The organism is Sulfitobacter sp. NFXS29 (assembly GCF_040148765.1).
Classification (GTDB): Bacteria; Pseudomonadota; Alphaproteobacteria; order Rhodobacterales; family Rhodobacteraceae; genus Sulfitobacter.
The window spans coordinates 66,739-81,511 of record NZ_JAGDED010000011.1 but is presented as its reverse complement, the minus strand read 5'-3'; the positions used below and the strand labels follow the sequence as shown (position 1 = coordinate 81,511).

Annotated in this window: 15 protein-coding genes and 3 pseudogenes; 13 read left to right on the top strand and 5 right to left on the bottom strand. The window is 56.7% G+C overall.

Annotated features, from left to right (window positions below; all coding sequences use genetic code 11):
• The first annotated feature begins 36 nt into the window (after window positions 1-36).
• On the top strand, window positions 37-615 hold the full coding sequence (locus J3456_RS16235; protein WP_349581180.1) for a beta-class carbonic anhydrase: 579 nt from the start codon (window positions 37-39) through the stop codon (window positions 613-615).
• 203 nt (window positions 616-818) lie between these two features.
• A pseudogene (locus J3456_RS19455) lies at window positions 819-866 on the top strand (hypothetical protein); the annotation flags it as partial.
• A 33-nt stretch (window positions 867-899) separates the two neighbouring features.
• On the opposite strand, the pseudogene J3456_RS16225 reads toward J3456_RS19455, so the two are convergent.
• Window positions 900-989: pseudogene (locus J3456_RS16225) on the bottom strand (IS6 family transposase); the annotation flags it as partial.
• On the opposite strand from J3456_RS16225, the gene J3456_RS16220 reads away from it, so the two are divergent.
• Window positions 989-1,348 (top strand): plasmid pRiA4b ORF-3 family protein, encoded by a 360-nt coding sequence (locus tag J3456_RS16220; protein ID WP_349581179.1) that lies wholly within the window; start codon window positions 989-991, stop codon window positions 1,346-1,348. The pseudogene J3456_RS16225 and the gene J3456_RS16220 overlap by 1 nt on opposite strands.
• Before the next feature lie 72 nt (window positions 1,349-1,420).
• Here the strand turns inward: J3456_RS16220 and J3456_RS16215 are convergent, their stop codons facing one another.
• Both J3456_RS16215 and J3456_RS16210 read right to left on the bottom strand, forming a co-directional pair.
• The gene (locus J3456_RS16215) at window positions 1,421-2,470 is read right to left on the bottom strand and encodes a substrate-binding domain-containing protein (protein ID WP_349581178.1); all 1,050 of its coding nucleotides are present in this window, start codon (window positions 2,468-2,470) and stop codon (window positions 1,421-1,423) included.
• Between the two features lie 239 nt (window positions 2,471-2,709).
• Window positions 2,710-3,186, bottom strand: a complete 477-nt coding sequence (locus tag J3456_RS16210; RefSeq protein ID WP_349581176.1) for a MarR family winged helix-turn-helix transcriptional regulator — start codon at window positions 3,184-3,186, stop codon at window positions 2,710-2,712.
• A gap of 485 nt (window positions 3,187-3,671) precedes the next feature.
• Between J3456_RS16210 and J3456_RS16205 the strand changes: the two genes are divergently transcribed.
• The 6 genes from J3456_RS16205 (at window position 3,672) to J3456_RS16180 (ending at window position 8,534) form a co-directional block, all read left to right on the top strand.
• The gene (locus J3456_RS16205) at window positions 3,672-4,346 is read left to right on the top strand and encodes an energy-coupling factor ABC transporter permease (protein ID WP_349581175.1); all 675 of its coding nucleotides are present in this window, start codon (window positions 3,672-3,674) and stop codon (window positions 4,344-4,346) included.
• Between the two features lie 125 nt (window positions 4,347-4,471).
• Window positions 4,472-5,167, top strand: a complete 696-nt coding sequence (nthB, locus tag J3456_RS16200; RefSeq protein ID WP_349581174.1) for a nitrile hydratase subunit beta — start codon at window positions 4,472-4,474, stop codon at window positions 5,165-5,167.
• Complete coding sequence (nthA, locus tag J3456_RS16195; protein WP_349581173.1) at window positions 5,164-5,778, top strand: nitrile hydratase subunit alpha; 615 nt, start codon at window positions 5,164-5,166, stop codon at window positions 5,776-5,778. The genes nthB and nthA overlap by 4 nt, the downstream gene beginning before the upstream one ends.
• A complete protein-coding gene (locus tag J3456_RS16190) occupies window positions 5,775-6,173 on the top strand; it encodes a nitrile hydratase accessory protein (protein ID WP_349581172.1) in 399 nt (132 codons plus the stop codon). The genes nthA and J3456_RS16190 overlap by 4 nt, the downstream gene beginning before the upstream one ends.
• 121 nt (window positions 6,174-6,294) lie before the next feature.
• Window positions 6,295-7,833, top strand: coding sequence for an amidase (locus J3456_RS16185; RefSeq protein WP_349581171.1), 1,539 nt, complete (start codon window positions 6,295-6,297; stop codon window positions 7,831-7,833).
• A gap of 500 nt (window positions 7,834-8,333) precedes the next feature.
• Complete coding sequence (locus J3456_RS16180) at window positions 8,334-8,534, top strand: hypothetical protein (protein WP_349581170.1); 201 nt, start codon at window positions 8,334-8,336, stop codon at window positions 8,532-8,534.
• A gap of 91 nt (window positions 8,535-8,625) precedes the next feature.
• On the opposite strand, the gene J3456_RS16175 is transcribed toward J3456_RS16180, so the two are convergent.
• Window positions 8,626-9,621, bottom strand: a complete 996-nt coding sequence (locus J3456_RS16175; RefSeq protein ID WP_349581169.1) for an AraC family transcriptional regulator — start codon at window positions 9,619-9,621, stop codon at window positions 8,626-8,628.
• On the opposite strand from J3456_RS16175, the gene J3456_RS16170 reads away from it, so the two are divergent.
• The 4 genes from J3456_RS16170 to J3456_RS16155 are packed head-to-tail and all read left to right on the top strand — an operon-like array spanning window position 9,620 to window position 14,426.
• On the top strand, window positions 9,620-10,438 hold the full coding sequence (locus J3456_RS16170; protein ID WP_349581168.1) for an SDR family NAD(P)-dependent oxidoreductase: 819 nt from the start codon (window positions 9,620-9,622) through the stop codon (window positions 10,436-10,438). The genes J3456_RS16175 and J3456_RS16170 overlap by 2 nt on opposite strands.
• 10 nt (window positions 10,439-10,448) lie before the next feature.
• Window positions 10,449-11,636: an acetyl-CoA C-acyltransferase gene (locus tag J3456_RS16165; RefSeq protein WP_349581167.1), complete on the top strand. Its 1,188-nt coding sequence runs from the start codon at window positions 10,449-10,451 to the stop codon at window positions 11,634-11,636.
• Window positions 11,637-11,641: 5 nt separating this feature from the next.
• Entirely contained in the window at window positions 11,642-12,784 is a 1,143-nt protein-coding gene (locus J3456_RS16160; protein WP_349581166.1) for an acyl-CoA dehydrogenase family protein, read from the top strand.
• A gap of 13 nt (window positions 12,785-12,797) precedes the next feature.
• A complete protein-coding gene (locus J3456_RS16155; protein WP_349581165.1) occupies window positions 12,798-14,426 on the top strand; it encodes an acetate--CoA ligase in 1,629 nt (542 codons plus the stop codon).
• 168 nt (window positions 14,427-14,594) lie between these two features.
• Here J3456_RS16155 and J3456_RS16150 read toward each other — a convergent pair.
• Window positions 14,595-14,771: pseudogene (locus tag J3456_RS16150) on the bottom strand (IS6 family transposase); the annotation flags it as partial.
• Between the last annotated feature and the right edge of the window lie 2 nt (window positions 14,772-14,773).

Here is a 14,773-nt window from a genome sequence, read left to right as displayed (position 1 = left end):
TGTGGGCACGTGGTCGCTGATTATTGGAGCAAAAAGATGAGCGAGATACTCGACCAGATCCTGAGTGCGAACTCAGACTATGCCGAAAGCTTCGACAACGGCGAGCTTGCGATGCCACCGGCGCGCAACTTCGCGATCCTGACCTGTATGGATGCACGGCTGGATCCGGCAAAATACGCGGGTCTTGCCGAAGGTGATGCCCACGTAATCCGCAACGCCGGGGGGCGTGCCAGCGACGATGCAATCCGATCTCTTGTGATCTCGTACAAGCTGCTAGGAACGCGCGAGTGGTTCGTCATTCACCACACTGACTGCGGAATGGAGACCTTCACCAACGAGGTGATGTGTGATCTTCTTGCGTCAAGCTTGGAGACGGCAGCCCTCAATGAGCATGGGTGGCATGACCATGGACCCGGAACTGGTTCAACCGAGGGCGCGTTCATCGATTGGCTGACAATATCTGACCGCATAAAGAGCGTCGTGATGGACGTGCAACGTATCCGCTCCCATCCGCTCGTCCCGGCGCGGATTCCAATTTACGGGTTTATCTACGACTGCCACACTGGCCGCCTGATCGAGGTACCCGAAGCAACCGAAATCGGCAAAGCCCGCTGAATGGCTGGCTGAGGAGGATTTCTGAATTTTGGGCGACGATGCTTGCGTGCAGGCCGCGACAGGCGCTTCCGTATCCGCTACATGGCGCCTGAGGCGAGATGTCCTTCAAGGATTGCGGTGGATGACTCCGGATTCCTTACGCGCGGCACTGATCAGATAATTCTTGCGAAAATCCCGGAGTACGGCCCGCAAGTGTCATCGTCGTGGGAGGCGGAATTGTCGGTTTCAACGCCGCACAGATGGCTGTTGGATTGGGCGCAGATGTAACCATTCTTGATCGCTTCGGGCCCAAATTTCTGAATCCAACGATAAACCGGCACTGTATCAACATAAATTCCACGTTCGGCCAGGAGATCGCGGACATCGCGGTACGATGCCCGCCAGCAAAACCAGCCTGTTTGACGTGATCGAAGACGTGGGAACCAAGACCATCCGTTACATCTATGACTCTGGCGACAACTGGCACCACGTGATCAGGATCGAGAAGATCGATAGTGCCATCGCCGGCGCCGCCTGTCCACGCCTTGTCAGGGCCATCGATGCTTGCCCTCCGGAAGACGTGGGTGGCTTTCCCGGCTACGCTGACTTAGCCATGGTCGACCCCAAGCACGAAGAACACGGCCAGATGCTGGAGTGGTATTGGGGACAGTTCGACCCGGATGGGGCAAAGATCGGCAGCATCCTCGATAACTTCGAGCGTGTCACCAAAAAACTGGGTCCCGAAGCTGCGTAAACCAAAAGCAGCACCCAAACGCCTCTGAGAGAAGAGATGGACCTGTCGCGGCAAAAGACGTGATACCATCGCTTAAAGGCGTGCCAACACATCAAAGCACATCCCTTTGGCTTGTGCGACCAGCACCGGTTTTCGGGTTCCAAGGTTTGCATCTTTCGTGTCAAACCGTGCCGATTTAAATGACACCTTCCTGGGGGGTAACGTGAGCAACGGTTGCGCCGAACCACAGGTCGCAGCTTTTGCGAGCGCAAAGGCGAAGTTGAGGCCTTCGTAGCATGATTGACCATAAGCATTTGGAATTGGAGCATATTCACCAAAAGTTGACCAATATCTTTCCATAAACCCACAGTTGGGGGTTGTGCGTGCCGAAGCGAAATAATTGGCACAAGCATAAAGCCCATCCGACTCGTTCTGTGACAATGCGCAAAGCACGGATTCATCTGTTGCTATGGCGCACCGCGGTATCATTTTCGACAGTCCGGCCCTTGCGAATGCGCGATAGAATGGAATGCTCTGGTCTCCCACGAGAAATACGATAACGACGTCAGGATTCGCCTGCTTGATCGTCTCTACAGCGTGGTCATCCCAGGTGTCTTCTGTGCCGATCGGCCGAGCCATCATGCCTACGACTTGGCCCGCCCTTGAGGTGATCATTTTTGCACACATCGGCATGGTTCTGCGCGGCCAGCGGTAATCGCTGCCAACGATGAAAAACCTTCGCGCGCCCAAGTTTTGTTCGATCCATTCCAAAAATGGTTCGATCAAGAGATCATCGGTAGAACCGGTTGCAATTGTCGGCTCGGGTGTGTCCATCTCAAAGTTGGGAGTGTAGATGAACGGCACTTTTCCGGCGAGGGCGAAAGATACACCGCGTCTGGAGTTCGAGGCCATCATACCCACGATTGCTGAGGCGCCATTGTCAACCATGTCCTGCGCGGCAGTCACGGCGCTTTCACTTGCCCAGCCAGCATCACGGATCAACAGTTCCACCTCGCTTCCGAAGATGCCTTCGGCTGCGTTTGCCTCTGCTGCCGCCAGCACCGCCGAATTGATCGAGGATGGTGCCCACAGACCTGTCGGCCCTGACTGTGAGATGAGCAACCCGAACTTGGCTTTGGACATTTACTCCTCTTTCCGCGCGTCAGTGATTTCTACCGAGAAGGCTATCACCATAAGGGGATGTCACAACATATTTTTTAGCGTACCAAACCGTGCGTCTCTGGCTTGGGTACGTGTCTTTGTGTTAGGCCGTGTGTTCAGTTTCTGGTCTTTCTGTGATCGAAGATACTAACACTGATGAGGTCACAAGGCATGTCTTTTGACATGTACACTGGCGGTGCCTTGCGGACAGGTGATGCCGGTCAGCCCCGCGATCCGGAAGAACCTGAGATTTGTGGCCGATCACCAAGTTGCTCAAGCACGGCAACGACCAGATCAGTCAGTGCGTCGTCACCCGATACCTCGGAGATAATCTGGCGCAGCTCGACTTCCTGTTTGTCGATCAGGGGGCGCAACTCGGAAAAAACGGCCGCGCCCCGCCCTGTAAGAAGAATACGTATCTTGCGGCGATCATTGGAATCTGCGGCCCGGTAAACCAGATTGTCCGAAACCATCCGATCAATGACCTTGGTAAAGGTCGACGCATCGACGACCGCGTATTGTGCCAGTTCAGACATCGTCATTCCTGTTTTATCCGCACTGCCCGTCAACGCATCCAGTACACGAACCTGTTCGATTGGCAGATTCATATGGCGCAGTTTTTCCTCGACTTCTTTTTCCAGTTGCCGGTTCAGGCTGGCCACGAGGAGGCTGATCTTGGTTTTGATTTTGTCACTCACAAATGCATCCTTGTCTCGTAGCACCAGCGATTCAGGGCGATAAATCCGAATCATGACCAAAGGCGAAAGCGTTCAAATCGTATCTAATGGAAATGTTCGGAATTCAAGTTTTTATTGCGCGTCATCCGCGTTAACCTAACTGTTCAGATCAAATTTGCAGTCCGTGAACGTTCCGCGACATGCGTCGGCGGCACCGATGCTTTTACTTGGAACGACCTGTTCAGATAGGCCCTATTGTCAATAGGAGATAACGATACGTTGGAACCCGAAAGCACGGGTTCTAGGCGTTGAATCATTACGAAATTGGAATGTTTTACTTGCATTAGTATCAAACGATAGTAAAAATGCGAGGGCGACTGGCTTCGAATCGATAGGCTCGATCTGCAGCAGGACAGGACCGCTGTTTCATCTCGGGACAGCAACCTTTCGCGACAAAAATTGCCTAAAGGCATGAAATCAAGGTAAAACCAACAGAGGAGAAACACATGCATATCGAACCTGGTATTGTTGACGGGGCTAAATCTCTGCTCGGCTACGCGACTGCGGTTGTAACTGCGGGATATGGCCTCAAGTATTCGGCGGAAGTGTTGCGCACGTCCGGGCCGGCGGCTACGGCGACACGAAGCGTGATTGCCACTGGTTTGGTTTTGGCTTTCTTCCAACTCCTCCCGCATCCTCCTGTGGGGGTTTCTGAAGTGCACCTTATTTTGGGGTCCACGCTGTTCCTGTTGTTTGGAGCCGTGCCGGCCGGGGTTGGTCTGGCCTCGGGCCTGTTGTTGCAGGGTGGGATTTTCGCGCCTTTTGATCTTCCTCAATACGGAATGAACCTGACAACGCTCCTGGTGCCGCTCTTTGCTATGGATGCCGTGGCGCGCCAGGTGGTCAAACCCGGCACGCGCTATGTCGATCTTGAATATCGCCAAGTTCTGACGCTGTCGGCGACCTTTCAGTCAGGCATTGTCGCATGGGTGATGTTCTGGTCCTTCTACGGTCATGGTTTCACGGTCGAAACTGTTCAATCCGTAGCGACCTTCAGCGCGGCATACCTGACGGTGATCTTTCTTGAACCCCTTGTTGATCTGGCTGTTTTGGCCGTTGCGAAAACCTTCAAGACTGAATGCCCGATTTTTCTGGAAAAACGTCTGCTGAGCGCCGCCTGAGACGAAAAGACCACGGCGAACCGGCGCTCTGACCTGCCGTCATCGCAGAAGTGATGCCCGCCTTTGCATCTGCGCAAACGGCCGACAAAATCGACAACCAACAAATAAACAACAGGAGAGACACAATGATTGGAGTCCATGATCTAGGTTTCATGGAAGGTATGGGGCCGGTTGGCCCGACTGCCTGGGAACCCAGTTATCACGCTGAATGGGAAAAACACGCCTGGGCCTTGTTCCCGTTTTCGGCACGCGGTGGGATGTTCGGACTCGATGAGTTCCGAAAGCACCTCGAAAAAATGCACCCGGTTCACTATTTTACTGCCCGGTACTACGAACACTGGGTCGAAGCGACCGAACAGATCGGGGAGAAAAAGGGTTACTGGACCCAGGCCGATCTCGACAAGCGAACGGCCTATTATCTTGAATACCCGGACGTGCCGCTTCCGCCAAATGATGACCCGGCGCTGGTCGACTTTGCCGTTTGGGCCGTAGAGAACGGTTTTTCATCGGCGCGGGAACTGGAGCAGCAACCGAAGTTCAAAGTTGGCGATATGGTCCGGGTGGACGATACCATGCCCAGCATTCACCACCGTCGTCCGCGCTATGCGATGGGCTGTGTGGGCGAGATTGTCCTACATCACGGACCGCATGTTTTCCCGGACACAACCGCCAACGGCGAGGCCGAGACGGCTGAGCATCTTTATACAATCCGCCTGGCACACGCCGATATCCTTGGGGAAGGCGTCGGCGATCCGGGCGTGTCCCAATATGTCGATATGTGGGAACCCTATATCACCCTTGCAGAAGGAGGCTCCAAATGACTCGGGTCAATCTGGTACACGAACCAAAGACAGATGATGAAATCGCAGCGCGCGTTAAGGCGATCGAGTCGATCCTTACGGAAAAGGGGCTTATGTCCGAAGCCGGCGTCGACAAGTTCGCAGAGCTATACGAGAACGAAGTCGGCCCGCAACTGGGCGCCAAGGTTGTGGCAAAGGCCTGGACCGACACAGATTTCAAGAAACGCCTGCTGAAAAATGCAACCTCGGCGTGCCGCGAGCTGGGTATTGGTGGCCTTCAGGGCGAGCATATGATCGCGCTGGAAAATACCGATGACGTTCACAACGTTGTCGTTTGCACCCTGTGCTCGTGCTACCCGTGGCCGGTTCTAGGCCTGCCGCCCAACTGGTTCAAGTCCATGCCATATCGGTCCCGTATCACGCGTGAACCCCGGCTTTGCCTGAAAGAGGATTTCGGGCTTGAGCTGGACAACGGCGTTGAAATCCGCGTGTGGGATTCCAATTCGGAAATCCGATACTGGATGGTGCCGAAACGACCCGAGGGAACGGAGAGGATGAGCGAGGACGAATTGGCCGCGCTGGTGACCCGCGATTCAATGATCGGAACCGGACTGGCCAGGAACCCGCAATGAATAGGGTCGAAGACATTCCGCTCGCGCAGGAAGGTGATCTCGCGCAGATCCTGAGCCAGCGCAAGGGGCAGGCCCCGTTCAACAAGCCTTGGGAACTGCGCGTTTTCGCGATTGCCGTGGCGGCCTGCGAGGCCGGGGAGTTCGGATGGTCGACCTTTCAAGAGGCCCTGACCGATGCCATCAAGACTTGGGAAGCTGCAAACCCTGGCTATACACCGGATGACTGGAGCTATTACGAACATTTCGTAACGGCTCTGGAAGTGGTTCTGGCCCAGTCGCAGATGCTGGATGCGGACGGTGTGGACGACCGCGCGAAAGAGATCCTCGCCCACCCGCCGCACAAGCATCATGTTGCCCGGTACGATCCGATCACCATTGATCGCGCTGTAAACTAAAAACACCTGTCACGGGCCCTTTGCGGGCGCGCGTGGCAGGACACTGCCCTCCCGGCTAAGCAACAACGACACGATTGCCGATATGTTCCGGCCCACCCGCCATTTGCGGCGGGGCGTGATCATGCTGTCTGAGACCCAATTCACTTTTGCGAAAGGAAAGACCATGCCCCTCACTCGACCCACATTTGAACAAATGCAAGATATCGTCACAGACCTTGGCATGACGATGGAACCCGAACGGATTAGGGACTTCATGAGTTCTATGGAAGGCAACTTTCAGGCCTATGATCTGATCGACATGCTGCCAGACGAGAAACCACAAGTCGCATTTCCACGTACGCCTGGTCACCGACCGTTGCCGGAAGAGAACCCCCATAACGCGTGGTACGTGAAATCCGAGATCAAGGGGGCGGACACCGGACCGCTCAAGGGGCATACTTTTGCAATCAAGGACAATATTTGCGTTGCGGGGGTTCCAATGATGAACGGGTCCGTCACGCTCGAGGGTTATTCGCCCGACGTGGACGCGACAGTGGTAACCCGCATTCTCGAAGCAGGCGGCACGATCCTGGGCAAGGCTCATTGCGAACAGTTCTGTCTTTCGGGCGGCAGCCACACCAACTCGACCGGCCCTGTCCACAACCCGCAAAAGATGGGATATTCGGCAGGCGGATCTTCGTCCGGCTGTGCCGTTGTCGTTGCGTTGGGCGAAGCCGATATGGCAATTGGCGGCGATCAGGGCGGTTCGGTTCGTCTGCCCGCGTCCTATTGTGGCATCTTCGGGATGAAACCGACGCATGGGCTGGTGCCCTATACCGGCGCGATGCCGATCGAGTCGACCATCGACCATCTGGGCCCGATGACCAGGACTGTTGCAGACAACGCCCTGTTGCTTGAAGTGATCGCCGGGGCCGACGGCCTTGATCCACGTCAGTATGCTCCAAAACCGGCCAAGTATACCGACGCGCTTGGCATGGGCGTGAAGGGGCTTAAAATCGGAGTGGTCAAGGAAGGTTTCGGCTTTGCGAACAGCGACGCCGATGTCGATGCCGCGGTGCGTGCGTTGGGGGACAAGCTCAAATCCCTGGGGGCCGAAGTTGAAGACATCTCGATCCCAATGCATCTTGTCGGACCCGCCATCTGGACACCCATCGCGCTTGAGGGTCTGCAATGGCAAATGATGCATGGCAACGGGATGGGTATGAACTGGGAGGGGCTTTATACCACCAGCCTTCTGGACGCACATGCCGCCTGGCGCGAAAAGGCGGACGAGCTTTCGGATTCGCTTAAGGTCTCGATGTTCGTGGGCGAATACTTCATCCGCCATCATCGCGGTCGTTACTATGCAAAGGCGCAGAACCTATCCCGGCGCCTGCGTGCGGCCTATGATGCGGCGCTCGCCCAATGCGATCTGCTCCTGATGCCCACGACACCGATGAAAGCGCCGAAACTGCCGGATGCCGATGCGCCACTTGACGAATATCTGGCGCGCGCGTTCGAAAATGTCGGGAACACCGCGCCCTTTGATGCGTCGGGTCACCCGGCTATGGCGCTCCCCTGCGGAATGTCTGACGGACTTCCAATTAGCGCAATGCTGATTGGCAGACATTTCGACGAACTCACCATTTACAGGGCCGCCGATGCTTATGGTGCCAAATGATCACACAAACGAAGACTGATGCGTCGGAGGGGTTGCCCGGTTAGAACAACGACGATCAAGACTGGTGTCGGTCGCTCTATCCGCGAGGTGCATGTCTTGGGCCGCGGGGAGTCGGCACAGGCCAGGTTCATCGGCTAGGAGTTGCGCAAGTTCGGCAGCCTGTCCGGGGTTAACACATTGGTTTGCCGCGGTGAGCTTGCCCTTGGCGCGACGTGTCTGGCTGAATTGGAAGGTCCATCTGCCATGGGGCTGCGGTCTGTCGTGTTGCGCGCACCGCCATGCGCGGCGCCCCCGGGGCGTAGACAGCTGTTGCCAGGGGACAGACCGAAACGCAGGATTGTGGGCTTGTCGTGGGCTGTATCGGGTACAAAAGTTGGCGGGACTGGGACCCGCTAGGGCAGACCACATTTGTCCCGAACGAAAACGGACGGGTCACGGCGCCCGCTGATGATTTGGCCGGGCTATACGTGACGGAGAGGGCCAATAGAGGCGCGTCTGGCATGATTGGCACCAATGGCGGTGACAGAGTTGACACGGTCAATACCATGTTGGCTGACCTGCCTTCGTTTTCCGCGTCAAGAACCGTGAAAAGTCCCCTAGCGGGCGCGGTGACCTTCGAAAACTGGAAGGTCCTTGACGATCTGGAACAAGAGGCTGGCCGCGCGCAGGATAGGCCCCGTCGCAAAGTTCCCAACATTTGACGACATGGTGGCGCGTATTTCCACGAAGCGCATGAAAAATGCACCGGGATGAACACGACAGCGGGACTGGTAGTTGACCACATCGCACAGGTCACTGGCCGCGGCGCATCTGCGCCGGCGTAGAAGAGTACCAGCGTCGAAAGGCCCGATGAAAGGCGCTGGTTTCTGCATACCCCACTGACCGGGCAATTTCGCTTATCGGGTGTTGGGTGTATTTGAGCAGGTAAGCGGCCTGTGAGCGCCTTTTCTCTTCTTTAATGGACCGGATGGACTGCCCCTCATCCGCTAGGCGCCGATGCAGTGTCGATTTCGATGTCCCGAGGCTTTCGGCAATCTGTTTCGTTGATGGCCATTCATCAAAGCTCACGTTCAGACAAAGATCCTGAATGCGGCGTTTTAGGCTGAGAACCGGGCGGTACCCGCGCAAGAGCGAACCGGGGGTCGTGCGCAGAAAGACCTTCAGTTCCTGTTCCGTGCGCCGGACGGGCCGTCGCAGATATTTGGCATCGAACGAAATCGCAGCATCCGGCGCGCCGAACCGAACCGGCAGACCGAAAAAATCGCCGTAATCATTCTTGGCCGATGGCTCCAGGCAAGGAAACCTAATCGATTGCAACGGAATACGTTCGCGCACCAGCCAGCAAGTCAACCCGTGTAAAATCAAGAAGTAGGTGCGATATGCAAAGGCCGATCTGGGGCCCTCGGTTTCCACCAGCCGCACAATGCAGTTCGTTCCATGCGTTTCAACGACGGCATTTGGCTCACCGATCACGACGTTGAGAAAGCGCAACGCGCGATGCAAGGCGACATCGAATTTTCCGGCATCGCGCACGGCGTGACCCATGAGGGTAAAGCTGCCTGGCGTCATGGGGCGCTGACCGAGGCGGAAAAACTCGTCACCTATCCGTAACGACATTTCCAGCCAAAGTGCGCCGAATGCCTCGACCGACAACGAGTCCAGGTCGTCATAACGAAGATTGAGATGGGCCAGCAGATCAGGAATATCGACCTCTGCCCGCAATCCACATTCAAGGATTTCATTGACAAAGGTTGGGGCGATGGGGGGAGAGGCATTTTGTGTCACCATGTTGACCAATACTGGCACTGTATGCCGTGCTTTTGAAGCTATGATGTGCGTGGAAGAGGAGAATATTTTGAAACAACATGCGATTCTCGTGTCAGGCGCGGCATCGGGCTTGGGACAGACGACGGCGCGAATGCTTGCCGACAACGGCTATTCGGTCGCTGCTCTTGACCGGGTGCAGATAAATGCCTCGTCACTTCCTGCAAACACGAAGGCATACAGTGTAGATGTCACCGACACGGATGCTGTGGACGCGGTCTGTGCGCAAGTCGCAGAGGACTTTGGCGGTATTTGGGGGCTGGTGAATTGTGCGGGCATCGTGAAGGGAGGCAAGCTGTTGTCGCACAAAGGTCCGCACAGTGCGGATGTGTTCAGACAGGTCATCGAAGTCAACGTGATCGGCACGTTCAATCTGATGCGTGCGGTCTCGGGGCATCTGGCCGGAAATGCGACCGACCCGCACGGCCAACGCGGGGTTATTGTGAACACGTCCTCCATCGCTGCATATGACGGCCAGATCGGTCAGATCGCTTACGCCGCATCGAAAGGGGCCATCGCTTCCATGACGCTTCCGGCGGCGCGCGACATGGCGAGTCTCGGCGTGCGGGTAGTCTCTGTTGCGCCGGGCATTTTCGACACCCCGATGATGTCCGGCGTGGCACCGGAGGTGCGGGTCGCTTTGGAAGCAACCGTACCTTTCCCTGCCAAACTTGCCGATCCGGCGGACTTTGGATCAATGGTTCGGCACATTTTCGAAAACAAGACCCTGAATGGTGAGGTCATTCGGTTGGATGGCGCACTGCGTATGGCACCTCAATAAGGATATTAAGATGTCAGCTGATCCAATTGTTATTGTGAGTGCCAAGCGAACACCCATCGGAAGTCTCGGGGGTGACGTGAGCGGGAAGACCGCAGCCCAGCTCGGCTCTATCGCGGCAGTGTCGGCGCTGCGTGCAGCCGGTATAAACCCTGAAGCAGTGGATGAAGTGATCTTCGGCAACGTGTTAAGTGCGGGACAAGGGCAAGCCCCGGCGCGCCAAGTGGCGTTGGGCGCGGGTCTGTCGGAAGCCGCGGTGGCCACGACCGTCAACAAGATGTGTGGGTCCGGCATGAAGGCGGCTATGCTGGCCCATGATGTTCTTCGATCGGGCAATATCGACGTGGCGCTTGTTGGCGGGACCGAAAGCATGTCGAATGCGCCATACCTCATGCCACGCGTGCGTCAAGGCCTGCGCATGGGCCATGCAGAGGTCAAGGACCACATGTTCCTCGACGGCCTGGAGGATGCCTATGAGACCGGCACGCTGATGGGCGTTTTCGCCGAACGTTGTGCGGTCGACTACGGTTTCACGCGCGAGACGCAGGACACCTATGCGATTGAGTCTTTGGACCGTGCCCTGGCGGCGCAGGTAAATGGGCATCTGAAAGACGAGATCGCGGTGGTGGATGTCCCTACCCGAAGCGGCACGAGCCGCATCGACAGTGACGAACAGCCCCGAATTGCCAGACGCAACCAAATCCCCACCTTGCGTCCTGCATTTGCCAGGGACGGTACCGTGACGGCGGCCAATGCCTCTTCGATTTCGGACGGCGCGGCAGCGTTGATCCTGACGCGGGCCAGTGTGGCCGAAGCGATGGGTCTAACCCCGATGGCGCGGATCACCGCTCACACAAGCCATGGCGAGACCCCTGACAAATTTCCCGTAGCCCCGATCGGAGCAGTGAAAAAGCTTTTGACAAGGACGGGCACCAAGCTGGGCGACTACGACTTGTTCGAAGTCAACGAGGCCTTTGCCGTTGTTGCAATGGCTGCGATCAAGACGCTGGGACTTCCGCATGACGCCACGAATATTCACGGCGGGGCCTGCGCCTTGGGCCATCCGATTGGCGCATCGGGTGCCCGCATCATGGTGACGCTGCTGAACGCGATGCGCACTCATGACGTTAAACGAGGCCTTGCCACAATTTGCATTGGCGGTGGCGAAGCCACGGCGGTTGCGTTGGAAATGATGGAGTAGATGAAGTGAGTCTGAACGAAGTTCAACAAGCCATTCAGGAAATGGCGCGCCAGTTTTCCCAAGAGAAACTTTGGCCTGGCGCTGAAGCGCGCGACCGCGATTCGCGCTTTCCCCGTACTGAGCTTGACGAGATGGGAGCCCTCGGTTTTCTTGGTATGCTGGTCCCGGAAGAATTCGGCGGAATGGACAGTGACATGGTCAGCTATGCCACTGTCGTCGAAGAAATTGCCGCAGGGGATGGTGCCTGTTCCACCATCCTTTCGGTGCATTCATCCGTCGGATGCGGGCCAATCGCGAAATATGGCACCGAAAGGCAAAAGCAGAAATATCTGCCCCGGATGGCCAGCGGAGAATGGATTGGCGGCTTTGCCCTGACCGAGCCGCAGGCCGGTTCAGACGCGTCCAACCTGCGCAGCTCGGCAGTGCGTGATGGCGATCATTACGTTCTGAACGGAGCCAAGCAGTTCATCACCTCGGGTAAGAATGGCGGGGTCATCATTGTCTTTGCAGTGACGGATAAATCCGCAGGCAAGACGGGCATCAGTGCCTTTATCGTCGAAACCGATACGCCGGGCTACGAGGTTGTGCGGGTTGAGGAAAAACTGGGGATTAATTCCTCGGACACCTGCCAGCTGAGCTTTACCGACATGCGCATTCCTGCCGAAAACCTCTTGGGCGAAGAGGGAGAAGGCTATAAAATTGCGCTGGCCAATCTTGAAGGCGGCCGCATCGGGATCGCGTCGCAAGCTGTCGGCATGGCCCGCAAGGCATTCGAATTGGCCCGCGATTATGCCGTCGAGCGCAAGGCGTTTGGCGCGGCGATTGCGGAAAAACAGGCAGTGTCATTCAAGCTTGCCGATATCGCCACCGACATCGAAGCGGCACGACAGCTCGTCCGGCTGGCCGCGTCGAAAAAGGACGAAGAAATCCCTTGCCTGCAAGAGGCGTCGATGGCCAAGCTCTTTGCATCGGAGATGGCCGAGCGGGTCTGTTCTGCGGCGATTCAGATCATGGGCGGCTATGGCTATCTGAAAGATTATCCGGTGGAACGGATCTACCGTGACGTGCGTGTGTGCCAGATTTACGAGGGTACAAGCGAAATTCAACGGCTGGTGATTGCGCGGAACATCCTGCGCGACGCGGCCTGAGGGAGGGAACCAAATGATCACTTTCGACCACATCGACCGCGATTACGAAAAGGCGCGGGCGACTTACAAGCCACAGATTCCAGAGCATTTCAATTTTGCCTTCGATGTTCTGGATGTCCGGGCGCGCGAGGCTGACAAGGATGCGCTTCTGGCGATTAACGTCGCGGATGAAACCAGCGTCGCAGTTACTTATTCCGAACTGAGTGAGGCCTCGGCAAAATTCGCGCAGGCGCTGATGGCTTTGGGGCTGGAGCGGGGCGACGCGGCCTGCGTTGTCATCGGACGCGAACCGTCGTGGCACAAGGTGCTGTTCGGCTGCATGAAGGCGGGCGTTATCTCGATGCCGGGAACTAACCTGCTGACCGGAAAAGACATCGCCTATCGCATCAATCAGGCCGGGGCCAAGGCAGTGATCGTCTCGGCCATGCATGTCGACAAGGTCGAGAGTATCCGTGCGGAATGTCCCACCCTGGAACTTCTTATCGTAATCGGGGACGCGCCTGACGGTTGGTTGTCCTTCGAGGCGCTGTGTGCCGCGCAGGACGGCGCGTTGAATGCAGAGGATGTCCCGCCCTTTGCCTCGACCGACACGATGATGATCTATTTTACTTCCGGCACCACGGCCCTGCCCAAGATGGTGCCGCGTGATTTCGGCTACGCTCTGGCTCATGCCGCGACCGCCTTGTTCTGGAAAGACCTGCGCGAAAGCGATATTCACTGGACGTTGACCGACACCGGTTGGGCTAAAGCGGCCTGGGGGCTGTTGTTCCCGCAGATGCTGATCGGATGTACGACCGTTCTTTACGATGCGCCCGGAATGGATGTCGACGCGCACCTCAAAGCGTTCGAAAAGATCGGCGTGACCACGTTCTGCGGACCGCCTACCGTCTACCGGCTTTTTGCGCAGCAGGATCTGACCAAATACAACCTGTCTTCGCTCCGTCGCTGTTTGGGCGCAGGAGAGCCGCTGAATCCCGAAGTGATCCGCTATTGGGAGAAACATACCGGCACCACGATCGCCGATGGCTATGGCCAGACCGAGACAATCAACATTGTAGGGAACTTTCCGGGAGTTGAGACCCGCAACGGCTCGATGGGCAAACCTGTGCCTGGTTTTGATGTCGACATCGTAGATGATGCAGGCCATGTGCTGCCAGACGACGAGGTCGGGCATATCGCTATTCGCACCTCGGGCGAGTGGCCTGCGGGACTGTTTCACGGATACCTGGCGGACGGCGCATTGATCACCGACTCATTCCGCAACGGCTGGTATTACACCGGGGATACAGCCTATCGCGATGCGGACGGCTATCTGTGGTTCGTCGGCCGGTCGGATGACCTGATTTCTTCGGCTGGCTACCGGATCAGCCCGTTCGAGGTGGAAAGCGCGTTGCTGGAGCACGACAAGATCATGGAAAGCGCCGTGGTCGGCGTGCCTGACGAAACGCGCGGGCAACTGGTCAAAGCCTATGTCATCCTTGCCAACGGTGTGGAAGGCTGTGATGAGCTGGCCAAGGAGATACAAAAATTTTGTAAGAACTTGACCGCGCCCTACAAATACCCAAGAGAGATCGAGTTCGTCTCAGAGCTGCCAAAGACGATCTCGGGAAAAATCAGGCGCGTGGAGCTGCGCGGGACCTGAGTTCACGCGGGAAAGCATTGTCAACTTGCTGCCGCACTTTTGCGCGACTAGCATCTTGTCATGATGGTTCAAGCTGAGATGCCGCGCCTGAAGGGCTACCGTTCCCTCCGTGAAGGGTTCTGTCGCAAAGATTTCGCCTGGCAGAAGAGGAGTCTTCCGTGGACACAATTATGCTGCGAGGGCCGCGAACTGCTTGAATGCCGTGATGCCTGTTTGCGCTATCTGGCCCTTACGGATCATATGCGCGGTTTCGATCCCAGCAAGCGTTGCTGCCGCAGAACGGAACGCTTTGAAGCCGAGCATCGACCGTGTGATCCGTTTGATGAAGCGATGATCCTGGCTGAGGC

Bases quoted from the DNA above. Each gene is read 5' to 3' on its own strand.
- J3456_RS16235 (WP_349581180.1), top strand. From the start codon at position 37: ATGAGCGAGATACTCGACCAGATCCTGAGTGCGAACTCAGACTATGCC.
- J3456_RS16220 (WP_349581179.1), top strand. From the start codon at position 989: ATGCCCGCCAGCAAAACCAGCCTGTTTGACGTGATCGAAGACGTGGGA.
- J3456_RS16215 (WP_349581178.1), bottom strand. From the start codon at position 2,470: ATGTCCAAAGCCAAGTTCGGGTTGCTCATCTCACAGTCAGGGCCGACA.
- J3456_RS16205 (WP_349581175.1), top strand. From the start codon at position 3,672: ATGCATATCGAACCTGGTATTGTTGACGGGGCTAAATCTCTGCTCGGC.
- nthB (WP_349581174.1), top strand. From the start codon at position 4,472: ATGATTGGAGTCCATGATCTAGGTTTCATGGAAGGTATGGGGCCGGTT.
- nthA (WP_349581173.1), top strand. From the start codon at position 5,164: ATGACTCGGGTCAATCTGGTACACGAACCAAAGACAGATGATGAAATC.
- J3456_RS16190 (WP_349581172.1), top strand. From the start codon at position 5,775: ATGAATAGGGTCGAAGACATTCCGCTCGCGCAGGAAGGTGATCTCGCG.
- J3456_RS16185 (WP_349581171.1), top strand. From the start codon at position 6,295: ATGCTGTCTGAGACCCAATTCACTTTTGCGAAAGGAAAGACCATGCCC.
- J3456_RS16180 (WP_349581170.1), top strand. From the start codon at position 8,334: ATGATTGGCACCAATGGCGGTGACAGAGTTGACACGGTCAATACCATG.
- J3456_RS16170 (WP_349581168.1), top strand. From the start codon at position 9,620: ATGTTGACCAATACTGGCACTGTATGCCGTGCTTTTGAAGCTATGATG.
- J3456_RS16175 (WP_349581169.1), bottom strand. From the start codon at position 9,621: ATGGTGACACAAAATGCCTCTCCCCCCATCGCCCCAACCTTTGTCAAT.
- J3456_RS16165 (WP_349581167.1), top strand. From the start codon at position 10,449: ATGTCAGCTGATCCAATTGTTATTGTGAGTGCCAAGCGAACACCCATC.
- J3456_RS16155 (WP_349581165.1), top strand. From the start codon at position 12,798: ATGATCACTTTCGACCACATCGACCGCGATTACGAAAAGGCGCGGGCG.